General features: G+C 45.0%; 12 protein-coding genes and 1 pseudogene. All 13 read right to left on the minus strand.

Translation table 11 applies throughout. The annotated features are described in order from the left end of the window. Positions 1 to 8,026 (minus strand): non-ribosomal peptide synthetase (locus PKO01S_RS01665; RefSeq protein ID WP_164779421.1); only part of this gene is annotated, 8,026 nt, incomplete at its 3' end. Positions 8,027 to 8,230: 204 nt separating this feature from the next. Further along, positions 8,231 to 9,115: a branched-chain-amino-acid transaminase gene (gene ilvE, locus PKO01S_RS01670; RefSeq protein WP_127529560.1), complete on the minus strand. Its 885-nt coding sequence runs from the start codon at positions 9,113 to 9,115 to the stop codon at positions 8,231 to 8,233. A 21-nt stretch (positions 9,116 to 9,136) separates the two neighbouring features. Then, positions 9,137 to 10,252 carry a 4-hydroxyphenylpyruvate dioxygenase gene (gene hppD / locus PKO01S_RS01675; RefSeq protein ID WP_127529561.1) on the minus strand — a complete coding sequence of 372 codons (1,116 nt, stop codon included), beginning with the start codon at positions 10,250 to 10,252 and terminating at the stop codon, positions 9,137 to 9,139. A 38-nt stretch (positions 10,253 to 10,290) separates the two neighbouring features. Continuing rightward, a complete protein-coding gene (locus PKO01S_RS01680; protein WP_127529562.1) occupies positions 10,291 to 11,661 on the minus strand; it encodes an FAD-binding oxidoreductase in 1,371 nt (456 codons plus the stop codon). A gap of 144 nt (positions 11,662 to 11,805) precedes the next feature. Further along, positions 11,806 to 11,995 (minus strand): annotated as a pseudogene (locus PKO01S_RS29235) (sigma factor-like helix-turn-helix DNA-binding protein); the annotation flags it as partial. A gap of 108 nt (positions 11,996 to 12,103) precedes the next feature. After that, a complete protein-coding gene (locus tag PKO01S_RS01690; protein ID WP_127529563.1) occupies positions 12,104 to 13,138 on the minus strand; it encodes a hypothetical protein in 1,035 nt (344 codons plus the stop codon). Positions 13,139 to 13,150: 12 nt separating this feature from the next. Further along, positions 13,151 to 14,137, minus strand: coding sequence for a class I SAM-dependent methyltransferase (locus PKO01S_RS01695; RefSeq protein ID WP_127529564.1), 987 nt, complete (start codon positions 14,135 to 14,137; stop codon positions 13,151 to 13,153). Between the two features lie 22 nt (positions 14,138 to 14,159). After that, positions 14,160 to 15,017: an FkbM family methyltransferase gene (locus tag PKO01S_RS01700; protein ID WP_164779422.1), complete on the minus strand. Its 858-nt coding sequence runs from the start codon at positions 15,015 to 15,017 to the stop codon at positions 14,160 to 14,162. Between the two features lie 40 nt (positions 15,018 to 15,057). Further along, the gene (locus tag PKO01S_RS01705; RefSeq protein WP_127529566.1) at positions 15,058 to 15,870 is read right to left on the minus strand and encodes an ABC transporter permease; all 813 of its coding nucleotides are present in this window, start codon (positions 15,868 to 15,870) and stop codon (positions 15,058 to 15,060) included. Between the two features lie 4 nt (positions 15,871 to 15,874). Then, positions 15,875 to 16,684, minus strand: a complete 810-nt coding sequence (locus PKO01S_RS01710) for an ABC transporter permease (protein ID WP_164779423.1) — start codon at positions 16,682 to 16,684, stop codon at positions 15,875 to 15,877. After that, positions 16,662 to 17,666 carry an ABC transporter ATP-binding protein gene (locus PKO01S_RS01715; protein ID WP_127529568.1) on the minus strand — a complete coding sequence of 335 codons (1,005 nt, stop codon included), beginning with the start codon at positions 17,664 to 17,666 and terminating at the stop codon, positions 16,662 to 16,664. The genes PKO01S_RS01710 and PKO01S_RS01715 overlap by 23 nt, the downstream gene beginning before the upstream one ends. Positions 17,667 to 17,698: 32 nt before the next feature. Beyond that, positions 17,699 to 18,877 carry a radical SAM/SPASM domain-containing protein gene (locus tag PKO01S_RS01720; protein ID WP_127529569.1) on the minus strand — a complete coding sequence of 393 codons (1,179 nt, stop codon included), beginning with the start codon at positions 18,875 to 18,877 and terminating at the stop codon, positions 17,699 to 17,701. Between the two features lie 43 nt (positions 18,878 to 18,920). Continuing rightward, positions 18,921 to 20,009: a radical SAM protein gene (locus tag PKO01S_RS01725; RefSeq protein WP_127529570.1), complete on the minus strand. Its 1,089-nt coding sequence runs from the start codon at positions 20,007 to 20,009 to the stop codon at positions 18,921 to 18,923. Between the last annotated feature and the right edge of the window lie 20 nt (positions 20,010 to 20,029).

Consider the following 20,029-nt stretch of genomic DNA (forward strand, 5'->3'; position numbering starts at 1 on the left):
TATCTAGTAAGAGGACCGTCTTGTCCTCTCCTCTTTTGACTGCTTTCATCCGCATCAGCGGCGCCTTGCCGAGATCAAACGGAAGCACAAAACCATGCAGCAGCTTTTCTTCTTTTTCTGTAAACCGCTCTTCATACTCCAATTCAAGTTGAACTTCTTGTGCTATCTTCTGTACGAGTTCTCCATCCTGCATATGGAAACTGGTGCGCAAAGCTTCATGGCGGATGGCCAATTGCTCCAGCGCGTACTTCATGCGGCCCCTATCTAACGTTCCGTGAATCCCCATTACTGTCGGCATATTGTACGCTATCCCTGCATCATCCATCTGGTTAATCAGGTATAACCTCTTTTGTCCCGACGACATCGGATATACTTCTTTTTCTTCCGCCTGCGAGATCGGAACGTATACTTTCGCTTTCGATTTCGATTTTGCTTCTTCTACTTCTTTAGCGAGAAGCCGGGCAGTAGGAGCGGCAAAAATAGCCTTCAGCGGCAAACGTACTCCGGTCTTTACTTCAATCTGATTGACAACCCGGGTTGCGCGCAGCGAATGCCCACCCAATTCGAAGAAGTTGTCTTCAATCCCCACTGGGGTAACACCTAGTACTTCTGCAAAGGTACAAGTAACAATTTCTTCTATCTCGTTCCGTGGCGCAATATATTCCTGTCCGCTTGTTGCTTCCGGCTCCGGCAGCGCATGTTTATCAAGCTTCCCGTTTCTCGTGAGCGGGATGCTATCGATTTGCTGAATATAGGTAGGTACCATATATTCCGGCAGTTCTTTTCTAAGGCTGTCTTTAATGTCGCCTGTTCGTATTTCCTGATCCAATACGACATAGGCACAAATACTTTTGTCCCCGTTTTTCTCCTTGACCGTCACGGCCGCATCTTTAACCCCAGGCTGTTTGCGCAGGACACTTTCGATTTCACCCAATTCAACTCGGAATCCGCGGATTTTAACTTGTTCGTCGACCCTTCCCATATACTCGATATTCCCATCGGGAAACCATCTTGCCAAGTCGCCGGAACGGTACATTCTGTCCTCTCCGAACGGATTTTCGACAAACTTTTCTGCTGTCAGTTCCGGCCGATTCAGGTATCCCCGCGCTACGCCAGCCCCGCCGATGTACAATTCGCCCTGTACGCCAACCGGCACCGGCTGCATGTGCTCATCTAGAATGTACAGCCTCGCATTCGCGATCGGCCGGCCGATCGGCACCGCACCCGTCCAGGGATCGTCCGGCTGTACTTCGTAGATGCAACAACCGACCGTCGTTTCCGTCGGCCCGTATTCGTTGATAAGCCGAAGCTGTGGCGAATGAGTCCGAAAGTAATGCAGTTGTTCGCCCAGCAATTGTTCGCCGCCGATCACGAGCGTCCGGGCGCTCCCTGCCGCGTCCGCTTCCGACAGCAGATGGCCTAGCGCGCCGAGGTGCGCGGGCGTCAGCTTCACGAGCGTATAATCCGCTTTATCCCGCAGCGCATCCGCTAGTTCCTCCGCCGCCAGCCGCTTTCCTTCCAGCAGAAGACGAACGGCTTTCCCGGACAGCAGCGGCACGAACACGCTAGTGACCGTCAAGTCGAACGCCAGCGACGAATGAACAGGCGCTCCCGATCCTTCCGCCCCCCGGTAATAGCCCGCCGCCCATTCGACGTAATTCATGACATTCCTGTGCTCGATCATGACACCCTTGGGCTTTCCGGTTGTTCCTGATGTATAGATGACATACATCAAATCCTTTGGCGTATTGACATGCTCTGGGTTTGTAGCCGCGCCTGTATAGACCTCCTTATCCAATAGATCTATGACCGGAATATCCCCTTTGTTCGGCAGTTCCGCCCTTCCCAGCAGGATCGCTTTCGGCTGGCAGTCTTCCAACATATACTGGATACGATTGTCCGGATAGCCAGGATCTACTGGAACGTAGGCGCCGCCTGCCTTCATAATCCCATAGATACCGATAATCATCTCTATGCTTCTGTGGGCCAGGATCGCAATCCTGTCATCTGGTCTGACTCCAAGCTCCCGCAATTTGTAGGCCAACTGGTTTGCTTTTTCATTCAACTGCGTATACGTCAATTGCGCATCTTCAAATACGACCGCGATATTATCCGGCGTCCGCCCAACCTGTTCTTCGAACGACTCGACTACTGTTCTTCCACTTGAGTATTCCATAGCGGTGTCATTGAAGGTCTCAATGACCAGCTTTTTTTCTTCTTCGTCCACCACACTCAGTTCGCTGATCTTTTGCTTCGGATTTGCGGTCATTTGTTGCAGGAGTTGCCCCATTCTTCCCAGCAGTTTCCGGATTTCCTCCGACCCATATTTACCTGGATCATACATAATCTTAAGTGTCAGGGCAGCTTCCTTAATAAATGCACTCAACGAAATATCATAGTTTGTCTGTTCTCTGGCACTCTCTATTTCGATCTTCAACCCATGACTCCCAAGGCTAAATGACTCGTCTACATAGTAGTTTTCGAACGCAAACAACGTCCGGATCAAATGGTTGCCGAGTGTGCTTCTGCTTTGTACTTCCGCCAGGGAACAACGGTCATATTCCATGCTTGCAACTGCCTGCTGTTGGACTTGTCCGAGCAGTTGTTCTACTGTTGTGCTTTCTTCACATTTCACCCTAATCGGTATGGTATTGATAAACAGTCCAACAGCCTGCTCGATTCCCTGTATCGCCGCATTCCTCCCGGACACAACTTTCCCAAACACAACATCTGTATTCCGGTTGTATTTCTGCAACAAAACACCCCAAGCTGTTTCAACGAGAGTGTTTATTGTTATATTGATCAAGCTGGACAGTCTTTGTAATTGTCCAGTCAACTGTATATCCGTAATATATACTTCTTCTTTAACCTGTTCTTCTACGCTCCGGCTTTGACTTTGCGGCAGGATCTCCGCAGCTTCGTTGTAATCTGCAAGAACATTCTCCCAGTAAGAAAGTCCTTCTTCCCGATCCTGTTTCTCCAGCCAGCGGATATATTCACCATAAGAGGAAATACCTTCTTCCTCCGCTCGCACTCTTTCCTGCAAGGAAGACAATGCTCTTCCATCTGTAAGAGTTTCATAATATTTCATGAAATCTTGGAACAGCAGAGGTAAGCTCCATCCATCCATAATGATATGGTGGGAACTCCATAGAAGGATATGCTCTTCCTCAGACTTTCTTAGAATGGTCGCACGAAGCAGGCTGTCTTCTTCCAGATTAAATCCGCGACGAATATCCGCCTGCTGGACCTTCATGATCTCGTTTTCCTTCTCTTCGCTGAAGGACAAATCAATAACATTACATTCGATTTCACGCTCACGTAATATGATTTGCCACGGCTTGCTTACTTTGTTATAGATAAACGCCGTACGCAGCACATCATATTTCCTAGCCAGCAAGGATAGGCTTTCCCGTGCTTTCTCAACCTGAAATTCACCTTTCATGCGAAGCTTGGATTGCAATACATACCCCGTAGAATGTTCGTCCACCAATTTGTGATACAACATTCCATCCTGCATCGGCGTTAAAGAATAAATACCGGATATCTCATTAACCGGATGTATTTGTGTAAGCTGCTTGAAATCAGGAGCATTCATATTCGGCGCGCCGAAATCCGAAGCTGTTTTAATGACCTCTTTTTGAAATACACAGTGCTGAACAATCATTTGAATAGATTGCACGTAATATTGGCAGAACTGCTCTATGCTTTGTGCACTGTACCTGCCCTTGTTATAGGCAATAGTAAACCGTAATTTGCCGCCAGATACACTCCCGTCCATCGTAATGCCTTGCTTCGGCATATTTTCATCCGCAATACTGCTTCCGCATGACAGATTGGATGCTGTAATCCTTCCCTCTGTACCAAGTTCATGATCCATGTGCCCGAGGTAATTGAAGCATAGGTCTGCTTTTGCATCCGGCCATCTATCCTGCCCAAGACATGCTGCCACGCCATATCCGATGCCGTGGTTTGGAACTCTTCGGAGCATTTCTTTGGTGTTGATGATGGTTTCTTCCATACCCTCCGATACTTCCAATACAATTGGATAAATACTCGTAAACCAACCGACGGTTCTGTCTATCTTCACAGCTTTATGAATTTCCTCACGTCCATGGCCTTCCAGGTCTACGGCAACGTAATGTTGTCCTTTCCACTGTTTCACCGACATGCCGAGTGCCGACAGCAGCAAGTCATTAATCTCCGTTCCATACGCTTTCCCTGCTTCATATAACAATTGCCGGGTACTTTCCTGCTCCAATTCAATCTGCATATGCGCATATTCCGTCAACTGGCCATCCAAGTCACCTTGAATTACACCATTTTTTACTTGTTCACATATTTCTCTCCAATATTTTCTTTCCTGTTTCAATTCTATACTTTGGGAATATTCTACTAACGCTTCCGCCCAGTCTTTGTAAGAGGCTGTTTTTACCGGAAGAACGACTTCCTTGCCCTGTAACGCCTGTTCATATCCGGTTTTCAGGTCTTCAAGAAGAATTCTCCACGATACACCGTCTACTACAAGATGATGCAGGCATAACAGCAGATGGTCTCCGTCTGCGGTGTGAAACAGCCCTACTTTCATTAGGGGACCCTGTTCCAAATCGATACTGCTTTGCAGCTCTGTACTCTTCTGCTCAACGATCTGTGAAATATTATCGGAATTTTCAAGTTCATACTCTTTCCAGTCAAACCGTTTGCTTTCTGGAGCCGGCAAAATCATTTGTAATTTATCTCTATACACACTGCGCAGCATGTCATGGTGAACAACAAGCGCTTCGATGCTTTGTTTGAGTGCTTTTACATTAAAGCCTTCCTCGCAGTAAAGCATGGTGGCCTGATTGAAATGATGCGGTTTCACATAGTTGCAATCAAAGAATGCATGCTGGATCGGCGTCAGCAGTACCAATCCGCTGACTTCTCCCTGTTCTACCGTTTCCATTGCTGCTGCAACTGCTTTTTCTGCAATCCGATTCACGATACGCAGTTGCATCAGGTCTTTGACAGCCAGTTCGTATCCGGCTTCCCGCATCTTGGATACCACACGGATTGCCTTAATTGAGTCACCACCTAATTCGAAGAAGTTATCCTGTATGCCCACCTGACCGATGCCAAGCACGTCCTGCCAAATCGTCGCCAGCTTCTTTTCCACTTCGTTTCTCGGTGCTTCATAGACAGCGCCCGTGGACATGCTTCCATTCGGCTTCGGCAACGCCTTGCGGTCCACTTTCCCGTTAGAGGTCAGTGGCAACCGCTCGATCTGCACGAAGTAGACCGGGATCATGTAGTCCGGCAGCGCCTTGCCCAAATGCACCCGAAGCTCCACTACCGTAAGCTCAACATCCGCTACCACATATGCGCATAGAGCGCTTTGACCCTGCTCGTCTACTTGGGCTAAGACGACCGTTTCCTTGACCATCTCATGCTTTTGCAGTTGGTTCTCAATTTCCCCAAGCTCAATCCGGTAACCGCGAATCTTTACCTGATGGTCGATCCGGCCCACATATTCGATGTTGCCGTCCGGTAGCCATCTGGCCAAATCCCCGCTACGGTACATCCGTTCGCCGGGTGCAAACGGGTTGTCCACGAACTTCTCTTCCGTAAGCTCCGGTCGGTTCAGATACCCGCGTGCAAGCCCCTCGCCCGCGATGCATAATTCGCCGGTGAGGCCGATCGGCTGCAGTTGTCCGAAAGCATCCAAAATAAAAACTTTGGTGTTCGCCATCGGTTTTCCAATCGGTACCGCATGCCCGGAATATTGGAGTAATTGTTCATTATCTACACGATAGAGCAACGAGTCCACGCAACATTCCGTCGGTCCATAAACATTAGTGATGGTCGGATATCGCTCCAAGCGATTCAACAGCTCTCTCACTGTCGCAACCAGCATCTGTTCTCCGCCAATAACTAGATGCTTCACGTCGAATGAATCGCCGTCATGCATACTTGACGCTAATAGCTGCAAATGTACAGGCGTCCCGTCGCTGATGTCGATCGCAAATCGGTTGTAGAATCGAAGCAATTGTTTGCCGTCCGTGCGCACGTCTTCAGGAACAATATATAGAACGTGCCCCAGAAGGAGCGATGAAAATAGAAGTTGTATCGAAGCATCAAAATAGTAAGGCGACACAAGAGCCACGTGTAACGGGCGCGAAGACGTCGGGAAGACGCTTACATTTAAGCTCGTTATTAGGTTGAGAACGCTATGATGCTCGACCATGACCCCTTTCGGGTTGCCCGTCGTTCCTGACGTATAGATGACGTATGCCAGATCACAAGACGCTGCGCCCCTATCCGGGTTGTTCGTTGTGCCATTCCATAGCGGCCAATCCTCCAGATCGAGGATCGATTGCAGGGAAACTTCCGCAGACAATTCGTAACGCTTCTGCTTTAGCACCGCACAGACCCCACTGTCCGCCAGCATGAAGCGAATCCGCTCCGCCGGAAGCGTCGGGTCGATCGGCAAGTACGCGCCGCCCGCCTTCAGGATGCCGAGGATGCCCACGATCATCTCCAACGAACGTTCTACCATAAGACCGACGATTTGGTCGGCTTTCACACCTCTAGCTTTCAGCTCCCTAGCAAGCTGGTTCGAACGGCTATTGAGCTGCGCATACGTCAATTGCGCGTCTTCAAATACGACCGCGATATTGTCCGGCGTCTTTTGAACCTGTTCTTCAAACAGTCCCACCACCGTTTTACCACTCGGATATTCCGCAGCTGTATCGTTAAAATTATGGATAATCTGATCGAACTCGTCGGGGGTTAAACAAGAAATTTCCTCTACAACAGTTGTATCATCCTGCAGAATAGTTTGTAGCAGATGATAATATTGCTTATGAAAGTAATCTATTTCCCATTCTTCAAATTTCGCAACGTGATAATCATAATAAAATTCAAGCTGCTGCTTTGTATTCTTTCTCACATGAATACTCAGACTTTCTGTTTGTTGGCCGCAATGATACCATGAAAATTCATATCCTTTGTCAAAACTTGCGTTTTGATAATTAAAAGATACATCCGTGAGCCTATCCGCTATACCATGCTGTGTGTGAGCATCCCGTAGAAATTCCATGTAATTGTACTTTTGGTGGTGGAATGCACTTTTGACAGAACCTTTGACGCTTCTTATATTTTCATACACACTGTCATTTGACATAACATCAATTGGGATTGGTACCATATTAACAAACATTCCTGAAGTTTTTTTCTCTTCCTCAGTCGTTCTATTTAACACTGTAGTTGCAATATATAAATTACTTTGATTAGTTCTTTTATAAATATAAATTCCCAACACAGCTAGAAGCATCCTAAATTCAGATATATTATTTTCCTTACAATATTCCGAAATCTGTTTTTCCATTTCCAAATCGATGATGAAACCTTTTCGTTCGGAGTACATATTGTTTACAGATTTTAGGGAAATATTTGTTGGAATATTGTGATGATCTAAAACATTATTCCAATATTCTTTGTCCTTTATATACTGCTTACTTTTTAGATATGCCTGCTCCCTGGAGATATAGGACAAATAGGAATACTGTTTCTCTTCCCCCAAACTTTGTTTTTTTACAAGCAATTGATAATATTTAAAAATTTGATTTAAATATATTGTCATACTCCACATGTCGCAAATTAAGTGATGGCATTTCAGAATAACACCGAATTTATCTTTGAAAGCAATGCCGATGATTTCATAAAGATTTCCTTGTGTATTCAACGGATTCTTTGCATAGGATTTTGCCCAATCAACATATTCCTCTTGTGAACTAAAATTCTTATAAGAAATATCTTGTTTAACATATTTGCAAACGTATTGCTGCACTTTGGATTTCGATGTATCTAACCGGATTCGGAGCGCGTCATGATACTCAATAACTTTATTGATCGCGCGTGTCATAATTTCAAAGTTGGGTTCCCCTGAAACAAGCATATCTAGAGTAACCGTTGCAATTGCTCCTTCACCGAACGCTTCCATTTCAAATACGGATGTTTGTGGTAATGTCAAATTATAATGGTTCATCGGATCGATGTCCCTTCCTACAATTTTTTTTTGAAGTAAAGTCATAACAACGTTTTCATTATGTACAAGAACCTTCATCGTTACATTTGTCGTTAAACGTAAAACGTAATAAAAGCGCCTACTTGATGGTGTTGGGTTTCGAACCCGTGGACAAACCCATCCTACTGAGGCGCTCCTTTTTTTGGTCGATTAACTATCGTGCGTTTAGTTAACCACAGCTTCAATTTCGTTACCCAAGACGAATAATTTATACTTTTCATATAATTGCTTGGTTTGTACACCTGGCTTTCCATCACCTATAACCCGACCGTCCACTTTTACAACTGCAATGATTTCTGCCGCGGTACCTGTCATAAATACTTCGTCAGCGGTATAGATATCATGTCGAGTTACCGATCTTTCTACAACTTGAAATCCTAATTTATGAGCCAACTCCATAACCGCATTACGTGTAATGCCTTCCAATGCTCCTTGCGAACAAGGGGGGGTATAGAATACACCCTTCTTTAAGTAAAATATGTTTTGAGTCGTACCTTCTGCCACATATCCTTCAGTATTTAACATCAATCCATCCTGTACTCCTGCTGTAATCGCTTCAATTTTCACCATGATGTTATTGAGATAATTTAATGACTTGACCTGTGGACTGAGCACATCCGACCTGTTCCTTCTGGTCGGTACAGTAATAATCTCTATCCCGCTGCGATAAAATCTTTCAGAAAAAGCTTCAAAAGGGACTGTAATGACAATGAACTGTGGAGATTTGCAGATAAACGGATCGAGGCTAAAGCCGCCACCTTCACCGCGTGTGAGAATGATTCGAATGTAGGCAGTTTCTAAATTGTTCTTTTTTAATGTTTCTTCTACTATTTTCTCAATTTCTTCAGCTGTATATGGAACGGGCATCAACAAACTTTTGGCGGAATCAAATAATCGATCAATATGTTCCTTTAGACGAAATACATTGCCGTTGTAAGCTCTTATGCCTTCAAACACACCGTCACCAAACAAAAATCCGTGATCATAGATCGAAACTTTCGCATCTTCTTCCCGCACATATTCATCATTCATAAAAATATAATTACTCATTAACTCACCTTCCTCTATCGACTATAGATTCCCTCTTAAAGCTTGTTCTCTCTCGACAGATTCAAAGAGAGCCTTGATGTTGCCGTTCCCAAAACCTCGTGAACCTTTACGTTGTATAACCTCAAAAAACAGAGTCGGTTTGTCTTGTACTGGACGTGTAAAAATTTGCAGTAAATAGCCGTCTTCATCCCGATCCACAAGCACTTTCAGCTTATGTAATTTATCAATGGGTTCATCAATCTTACCTACACGAGCAGGTAACATATCATAATACATATCAGGGGTATATAAAAATTCGGTACCGCTCTTTTGAAGATTCTCTACCGTTCTTAATATATCTTCCGTTAGCAATGCGATATGTTGAACGCCAGGACCTTTGTTATATTCGAGAAATTCGCTGATTTGCGATTTCTTCTCGCCTGCTGCCGGCTCAATAATGGTTAATTTGATCTTATCCGAACCGTTTTGCAGTACTTTCGTCATTAGGGAAGAAGTTTTAGAACTAACATCGTCTTTATCGAATTGTTGGGCCATCTTAAAGCCGAACACATTTTCATAATATTCAATCCACTCTCGATTTTGTTCGACACAAACAGCCAAATGATCGTAACGAATGATTCTAGCATCCGGTGCATCATATTTATCGCTTATAGATTCATATTCCGGAAGCATCGATCCACGATAATTCGTTCTTTCTAATAAGGTGTGTATGGTATCTCCAAACGTCCTGATAACAGCCTTTTTCAAGCATCCTTGCTCATCTTTCTGCTCGTATGGCTCTCTAATTCCAATTCCACCGTTTTGCATTACATTATTATATGTACTCTCTACATCATCAACGAGCAAAGCAATATCACGTACTCCATCACCATGCTTCATAACAAATTTCGCTATTGGATGTTCTGACGAATATGCAGCGCTTATAATTAACCGGGTGTCTCCTTGCTCGAGAAAATAGGATACAAAGTCCCGGTTACCTGTTTCCAAACCGCTATAACCTTTAACTTTAAATCCATACAATTTACTGAAATAATAGGCCGATTGTTTTGCATTTCCAACGTACATTTCTATATAATCAATATCTTTGACATCAACTTCAGATGCTTTATTCACCACTGTCTCCAGTTTATTTTGCATAAAAAAACCACCTATCAGAATAATTATTTTATTCTCATTTATACAAAAATTTTTCCGGGATTCATGATGTGTTGCGGATCAAATAGATCTTTGATCTTTCGCATCGTTGCAATTAGATCATCGTGCTGTTCTTGCAAGTATTCAATCTTGCCGAGTCCGATTCCATGTTCTCCAGTACAAGTCCCCCCGTTTTGTAACGCGAAGTCAACGATAGCGCTATACACGGTTTGCGCCCTTTTAACATCAAAGCTGTCACTAGGATCGACAGTAAATACAGCATGAAAATTACCATCCCCCACATGACCTAGGACCGCTCCTTTTATTTGGTGCTCATTCATGATCATTCTGGCATTTTCGATTGCTTGAGGCATTACAGTTAGCGGGACACATACATCGGTAGCCATCAACCTCTTCTGAGGCTCCAACGACAGAATTGCAAAAGCGGCTTCATGTCTTGCCATCCAAAGCTGCTCTCTCTCGTTCTTCCTGAATGCATGATTCAAATTATTGCATCCCTCTGAAAGCAATATCTCTTTCGCCTTGACCAAATCGTTTTTTACTGTGTATTTCTTTCCAGTAAGATTCATTACTAACTGAGCAGTAACAGGTAGATTGATATTTTTGTAACAATTAATTGCATAGACCGTGTTTTCATCTAAGATCTCAACACACCCTAAAGATAGGCCGCATTTTATCAATTTACCGACCGCTTTACTTGCCGCTTCAACACTTTGGAACCCGGCAGTGATTGTAACCGTTTCTTCAGGGAGCAAGTAGACTCTCAGAATGAGTTCAGTTATGATGCCTAACGTCCCTTCGGAACCAATAAACAATCCGGTGAGATTATACCCAGCAGATGTTTTTAAATATTTGCCTCCAGTTCGTATTACCTCCCCATTAGCTTGTACGACCTCTAATCCAAGAACCTGGCTTCTCATTGTTCCATAGCGTACAGCATTTGTTCCACTCGCATTTGTGGCCGCCATGCCGCCAAGAGTAGCATCGATTGCCGGATCAACCGGGAAAAATAAATTGTGTTTCCTAAGCTCACGGTTTAGTTGATTTCTTGTGACTCCAGACTGGACCCTTACAACATAGTCATCAGGACAAATTTCAATGATCTTATTCATTCGAGTCATATTAAGGCTTATGCCTCCGCGAACAGGTATCACTTGACCTTCAACAGAGCTGCCTAGTCCGAAAGGCACGATAGGAACTTCGTGCTCCGATGCGAATTTAACAATCTCTTGAATATTCCTTATGTTTTCAGGATAGACAACGACATTGGGTAATCGGGTTGGATGATAGGATGATTGATCTTTTCCATGATTAAGCAGAGTTTCAAAATCACTACTAACTTGATCCTCATTGTTCATTATTCGTCTTAGATTTCCCACCATTGAATCCATATTCTACGTAATCACCTTCTAATCATGTTAAAAAAATTATAACAGAAAAAGGATAACACATCTATAATGTCTAAGTATGTCGATTTGTGTAATTAGTAATATTTATTTGTATTATATTTATAGATTCATGAAAACTTTATAATATTAATTATTATGGACTAAACATTGCATGATCTGAGCCCCCACTCTACGATAAACCTTATAAAACTCATGATAGAGCTTCATGAGCGCCCTTTTCTCTATCCTCGATCCATATTCCCAGTTCCTTCGCGATCTCCCGCTGCGTCCGCTCTTCCTCTCCATGCTCTAACCCGAACCGGCCGACGAGGTCCTCCAGATCTTCTTTCCTGGTCCTCCGAGTAAAATAATGCGGCAGGCGTACAACGACAAGAGCCACTCCTCCCGGAGTGGCTCGATTGATGTTTCTGCAGCAGCATCATTACTATGTCGCAGCCTTTAACATTAAATAAAATTGATTATTAAAATGTACTTCGTTCGTGTATATTTTGTTTAATAAACCAATACACTTATCCTTTACTTCCTTCGTGAGCGTTTTGGACATGATGGCTTTATTCGAATATATCCTTAATGACTTCCAGTCATTAATAATTTGGTCCAATAACGAGTCTATTAAAGGGTATGCATTGATACGATCAATGTTGTACTTATTGAGAATATATAACCTATATTTCTCAGAGCATTTTCTATAAATCGTACTGCTTAGCGTTTCTATAAGACTTTCATTTGTTATAACGAGTTCGAAATTTTCTGCTAGCAACAGTATGTTATTCAAACCATCCGTTATTTCATTTTGATACCTGCACATATTTTCTACAAATTTATTGATGTTCGTTTGCGCTAACTTCTTATCTTCCAAGATATCATGATCAGCGAGGGGCTCTGGTGAATATTCCCAATAATAGTTGGGCATTTTTATGTGTTCCGAACTCATACATGAAACTATAAATTCTGAAAAGGGTAAAGAATATTGTCTGTATTCTTTAATATCGTCAACCGTATATATTTCCTTGTTCGTAAGATTAAAGCCATAGACAAATACAGGATGCAGTCCATGTACTTTGTTAAAGTAAAAGTCCCGCCCGCGTTGATAAAATAAATCAATAAAAATGGCAATGGGATTGCCCTTAGAAATAGATTTGATTATTTCATCTTGTAAAGAATCTATTGCAGGAGATTTTCTGCTAATAGAGATACCCATTTTCTCAAGTATCTTATCTTCCTCTTCGAGATCCAACACTTCTAACTTAAAATATCCTCTTGTATTTATTTTCTGTTTATCAAATCGATAAATGCTAACGACATTATTTAAAATCGGCAGCTCATTTTTATTGAAATATTTTGCTAGCGTCAATAACAAATTATAATCGCAGTTATAATAAGGGAAATTATGCTGAGGGAACATTTTGAGCATTCCGTCGAATGGTTGAAAGGTATCCAGAGAAACAATTTCATCCATAAAATTTTTCTCCTATAGTAGATTATTGTGATCATTAAGGCCAGGTTGCCTCTTAACAAGGTTCATCATACGGTATTGCCGCGCCCCAGCCCTCATCTCTTCATATTTCTTCGAGCCGGGCAATGCGATAAAATCATTGATATCTCCAATATTCGTGCTCGCGTTGTCATTGTTCGCAATCCCTTGTGTGCCAGTACGTTGCTTAGCGTTCTCGTCGCACGATAGAAGGACGTTCGAGGTCACATCCTGATTGCGGATTACAGACAAGCCTGCTTCCTCTAACAGCCTTACGTTTTGCGCTACCTCTTCTTCCAGCATCAGCTCCGTATACAGAAATACGCCGCCATATCTCATTATCCGGTACACCTCTTCATAGAATCGTGCCCGATTCGGATAGGCGTGCGCTGATTCCATATTCAATACGACATCGAAACTCTCGTCCGCGAACGGAATATTTTCGGCATCGCCGACAAGAAAGAAAGATTCAGTCCGCCGGGATTTGGCACTGCAATACGCAATATTCGCTGGACAAATGTCGAGACCGACACTGGACAGAGGCTTGAAATATTTATGCAAAGCTGCGATATTTCCTCCCCTGCCGCATCCGATGTCGATAACTTCCCGCCCCTCCAGCGCCGTCCTGCCCACTGCTTCGAGCAGCAGCTTGACTGAATTTCTATTCCATACATCGTCGGGTTCGATCACCGCATGCTGCTCATTCCCTGTCGAGACGTAACCATAGTTTAAAAAGGTTGCGAACCGGCCTATGCCGGAAAGCGCAAAGGAATTCGCAATCTCGCTATAATCTCGAATTTCGCCCAGTTTACGATTCCAATCGGAAGGGCGTTCAACTTGCTCGCGCCGATCGAGCATGGATACATAGCCATTCTCAATCGTATAAGCCGCATGACATCGGAGGCATTGCACAGAGGTATCCGACTGGGCCAACTCACCCTTGCAGCTGGAGCATACCAACCTTGCTTGCAGTTGCTGTAACATGACTACCCCCAAGAATCATATCTTATCCCTCATTCGCTGCCTGCTTGTGCATTTGATTCACTGCGTACACATTATAGTAATTGGGGATATTCAAATCGTCGTAATAATCGATCAATACATCGAAGCCGTTCGTTCGGAAGATGCTCTCGAGCCTGCTGATCTGCTCTCCGTCCAGTCCGTGTACCTCCATAACAATTTGCTTAATTTTCCCCCAATCTTGCGGATGGATGCCTTCCAGCACCTCGAACTCGCTCTTCTCCACGTCGATTTTGAGCAGATCAATCTGGTTGAGATCGTAATAGTGGATCATTTCGGAGATCGTAGTTAGCTTGCATCGATAGATTTGTTCATTTAAGAGCTTCGGCGACATCAAATAATCAACAAACCGTTTAAGCATTCGCGGGTCAGCTATATCGTCCTTGTAATGGTTGATTAACCCATATCGAAGATCCTCTTCGTGGTTCTCCCGGTATTTGATTTGGACGGAATCCGTGGACATCGTAGGAAAATAGGCAAACTCCGCTTCCTTATTCTCGTTGGACAGCCCGACGTTAACCGTCGTTACTTGAGGCAGCGAGCTCGTATTCATCTTCAAGAGGTTAAACGTTGGAGGCAGCGGCTCAAAGGCATATACTCTGCAGTTGCTCTTGCTGCTGACATACAGGGTAAACATGCCGATATTAGCCCCGACGTCCATGACCGTGCCGTGATCCGGGAGCGTAATGCCGTGCTTGAAATACATCTCCTTGTGGAAAATCTCGTTGTAGAGGAACTCGGTCTCGCCTTCGTTGTTTTGATGGATTTCAATCCCGTTGCGCAGCTGTTTCTTGGTGATGCCCCCTGTCTCCGACGTCAGGCGCTCATGTTCCGTCCCGCTCATTCCAATCCCCTTCTCAACAAACTGTTTATTGGGCATTTCTCTAACTGCTGGCGCTTTCATAGCGTTTGATGGCCACCTTCCAGAACAGCCTGACCGCGAGAAGCGATAGAACAGGAGCTACAAAAATCCATATGCCAAGGACCACATTCAATCGCTCAATCAAATAAACCGACGGCATGTTGGTGATGAATAAGACCGGTACGACATACAGCCCTAATCTCCGCAACCATTTGGGGTAAATGTACATGGGCATATTGTTCAAATCCCAGCATTTGTCAAGTATATCGAAAATCGAACCGGATTTCACCGTCCAGAAAGCAAGAATTTGCGGAAGAAAAAGCACTGAATAGGTCACAACCGTGCTGCTCAAGATCGCGCCGATATATCCCGCCAGGTGGAGGAAGCTTGGATCGATGTCAAGACGCCGCCACGCCAGAACGACCATCGTAATCCCTGCGATCAGGTTCGGGATAGGAAACGCGAAGTTGACTTTCCGGAATGAAACCATGAACTGCAGCGATAGCGGCTTCGTCATATACAGGTCAAGCGTCCCGTTGCGGATATGGCCGGCGAACCTATAAAAATTATCCATGAATAGCCCCGTATAGATCGCGATCATGATGGTATAGGTCCCGGTGAAGATCATCATCTGATCAGGAGATATCCCATTGATTTCAATCCCGAGCCGGAATACGAAGAAGAGATAGATCAACTTGGATAACAGGAATACGGTCTCCATAATCAAACCGGAGTAGAAATTCGCTTTGTATTCCATGTAACCGAGCAAGCTGTTCTTTGCGAAAATAAAAAACATACGTACATGCTTCCGAATTTCCGTTACACTGATACTCACAGACCTAACCTCCAACGGCTACATATTTCCTCATCCCGGAATCCCACGAGAACTTGGAAATTATCATAAGCACAATGACCCAGACCGCCTGCACGAAAAGCCCGCGTACGGTCTCATGATTCGTCAAACTCCCATTGATGATGTTAACCGGGAAGAATACGACATATTGAAACGGTAAAAAACTGGAGATTCTAGAAACCGTATCTCCGAAGATATTAAGCGGAAAGATGGCGCCACTGAGCAGATAGACCCCTTGGTTGAACGCGATATACACTCCCCACACCTCTGTAATGATGAACGCGAGAGCGCTAATCGAATAGAATAGGAGGAAATTGATGAGCAGTCCGAACAGAATGCTGACCAAGAACAGGACGATCTGCACCCCTCGAAGATGAAAATCCCAAATATTCATAAAGACGGTCATCAGGATCACGAATAAAACGAGGACGACCCCGGTCTGAACCGTTTTCCCCCCGAAAAAATTGCAAATCCGATAGCTGAAGTAATGAATGGGCTGAGCGATAAATTTACTTAGTCCGCCCGTCTTGATATCATTCGCGATTTCCCCTTCGAAGCCAGCAGAAACCAGCTTGGAAACGACGCCGGACAGCACGGAATAGATAATCATCTGCGAATAGGAATAGCCGTTGATAATCTCATGCGGCGAGCTGCGAAACACAGCCGTCCAGAGGAAGCATTGGACGAGAATGATGAAGCCGGCGCTGATGAAGCTCAGCAGGAAGTCAGTCCGGTACTCCATCTCGTTCTGAAGTGCAAGGATGTACGTCCTTTTATACTTCTGCAAGGCTTTCATGTTTGACCCCATCCTTTTGATACAAGCTTTCGATGCCTTGCTCGACCGGTATATCTTCAATCGTGAAATCAAGGATAGGGAACCTGTCCAGCATGATCTTGGAAAGCCGCTGGAGGTCATGCTTATCGACCTCCATGACGGCATTCATGCCATCATGTTCCATGATGGCACCATAATCAGTCAGCGCTTGCCTCGGCACTTCGTCCGTAAAGTGAAGTTTAATGATCTTCTTTGCATGGAACAGCTCGTTCACGCGCCGAAGTTCGCCGTCGTATACGATCTTCCCTTGATTAATGATGATCGTTCGTTTGCATAGATCCTCGATATCCGCCATATAGTGGCTTGTTAGAATGACCGTTGCTTTCGTCTGCTGGTTATAATACTTCAAGAACTCCCGAATGCGCTTTTGCGAAATCAGATCCAGACCGATTGTAGGCTCATCCAGGAAAATCACCTGGGGCCGGTGGATAAGCGACGCGATCAGCTCCATCTTCATCCTTTCGCCCAGCGAGAGCCTTCGCACCTGAATGTTGAGCAGGTCCTTTACGTCAAGCATCTCCGTAAGCTCATCCAGGACAAGGTTATATGGCTTATCCTCGATCTCATAAATGCATTTATTCAGGTACAACGATTCGTTCGCCGGCAAGTCCCACCACAACTGCGATTTCTGCCCCATAACGATCGAGAACTGCATCTTGAATTCTTTCTTTCGCTCCCAAGGGACATAGCCGAATACATTCACCTGGCCGCTTGTCGGATACAATATGCCGGACAGCATCTTCAACGTTGTCGTTTTGCCGGAACCGTTCGGGCCCAAGAATCCGACCATCTCGCCCTGCTCGATTGCAAAGGATATTTCGCTTACCGCTTCTTTGATCAGTGATTTTCGCTTCACTAAATTTTTAAGGGATTTTTTGAATCCCAATTCTTTTTCATAGTAATTGAAGCTTTTGGATAAGCGTTCCACTTGAATGATGCTCACTGGTGCACCTCATTTATGTTGATTTCGAATAGCTAAACACCGTGCAAATGCAGGACGCTGCACTTGGAACATGCCGGTGTCAGTCGTTCGTCCATCATTTCCCTTATCCTTGTGTAAGTCAGGTTATGCCATAATTCTTGTACGGACGCTTCATTTAATTTGCCGATCTCGAACTCCTTGAAAAACTTACATGCGACAATCGTTCCATCGGGCGTAATGTCCATCCGGTTCGAGAGCGCAAGACACTTCTTGTTCATCGTGCCTTTGCCCACCACTTCTTTGCCGAGTACGAAATCTTCGATCTGGTCATGATCCAGATTCGGCTGGTAGCGCAAACGCATCTTCCAGACCCGGTTGTTAACCCGGTCCAACTCACTCATCAAAGCAGGGATGCGCTCCGGATCGAGCTTGTATTTAAAGGCGTGCCAGCTTCGTTCCTCCTTATGCTCGCTCGCCGGAAGGAAGTCGAACTTCCGGTCGAAGTAATCGTCCATTCCCTGTGAGCATTCGTCCGAGATGTACCACGGAAAGCAGACCATGACCAGATCGACGCCGACGCCCTCCAGAAAGTCCAGCAGATCGTAAAGCTTGTCGGTCATGGAATCGTTAACGACGGTATGGATCGAAATTTTGCCCTTGAATCGGTTTTCCTTACGAAGCTGGACTAGCATCCGGATAGCATCTATCGCCTTGTTGAACACCCCTTTGCCGCGGAGCGCGTCATTCTCTTCTTGAAATCCATCAAGCGCAATGAGCAGCTCTAGGTTGTCGGAAATTCGCAGCAAGGCGTCCAGCTTTCGCTCGATCAGCATCGCGTTCGTGCAGATCGTCGTCTCGCGGGGATAGGCTTCAAGCAAATCGGCCAAACGGTCGAAGTGGCTGTATACGAGCGGCTCGCCGCCCCAGATATAGAGCCTCGACTTGGCTGGCTCCGTCTCGAGTATCAGCTTCTCCAACAGCCCGTAATCGAGTTGCTCCCGCTGCTGCTCCGGTGTCATGAAGTGATGGTAGCCGGTGTCGTTCCATTGATAGCAATGCTTGCAGCGCAAGTTGCATTGGTTCGTAAGTTTAATGCCGACAGACTCTGGCAACGGCATCGCGTAACCTTTTATTTTCTCCATGTTCCGCTTTGTTTCCACGGTATTCTTGATGGTACGTTTCAATATTTGCAAATCCTTGGCGGAATGATTAATCTCTGATTTCGGATTCATATCAACACACCCTTCATAAAAGTATTTGGGTCTCTCACATGAATCAATAGATGTAATACCTTGAGCAAGCCGTACAAATCGGAAGCATGTTCTTCTTCATATACGCCCGATAGTCCTTGTACTTGTCGCTATTCCAGATATCGAGCAAATTCGCGTCGTTCACGTTGCCGAAGGTCAAATCATAGAAGGCATGGCAGGGCGATACGTCTCCTCTTGCCGTTATCTCCGCATACATCCATGGAAGCGAGCAGCGGTTTCGTTTATCAGCCATCTGATGGAATTGCCCCGAGAAGTAGTTGCGCAGATTAGGTTCATCGATCGTCTTCGGATAGGTGATCACATGAATGCTGTTTTTCAAGCAATAGTCCTTAACGTTATTGAGCTGTCTCGTCAATTCCGCGATATCGATCTGGCTGAACGAACTGATGTCCTTCCACACCATCCCCTTGGCATAAGGAGCTCCATGAACATCGAATTCCTCTCTAAGAACCTCCACGTATTGGGCATACTGCTCTTCTGTTGCATAGAGCTGTACTTCCATGCTGATATGGTCCAACATCGACAAATCGATATGCTTGAAGAAAAACTCCTCAATGTACATATAATTCAATGGCGTAATGATAAAGGACACGCCCATCTTCGGAAACTGCTGGCCCTTGCTTTCCCGAAGCTCGTAAAGCTTCTCAATTCCCTTGATCACTTTCTTGAATACGCCTTTGCCTCTCTGCCGGTCGTTGATTTCCTCGGGGCCGTCGAGTGACATCCAGATCTTATTGGGTGCATTCTCGACAAGCATCTCGGCATGTTGCTCGAGCAAGGTGCCGTTCGTAGGAAAGTCCGCATAGCTTCCATAATGCTTGATCATGGCCAGAATGTCGCTCAGCCAAGGGTACATGAGAGGTTCGCCGCCGAAGAAATCGTAATACGGCTTGCCCGGACTGCACTCGACGATAATCTTTTTGATCACATCCGGATCCAACTGCGCTAACGTTTTCTTGCTTTTGTAGGGCCCTTCGAGTCCCCACTCATAGCACATTTTGCATCGTAAATTGCACTCTTCCAGCAGTTGCAAGACGATCCATCTTGGGTAGCTTATTTTTTCTTGGGCAATGCTTAATTGGTTTACGCTCATCGCCTAGCTCCTTCTGCATT

This window comes from Paenibacillus kobensis NBRC 15729 (assembly GCF_004000825.1).
Taxonomy (GTDB): Bacteria; Bacillota; Bacilli; order Paenibacillales; family Paenibacillaceae; genus Paenibacillus_T; species Paenibacillus_T kobensis.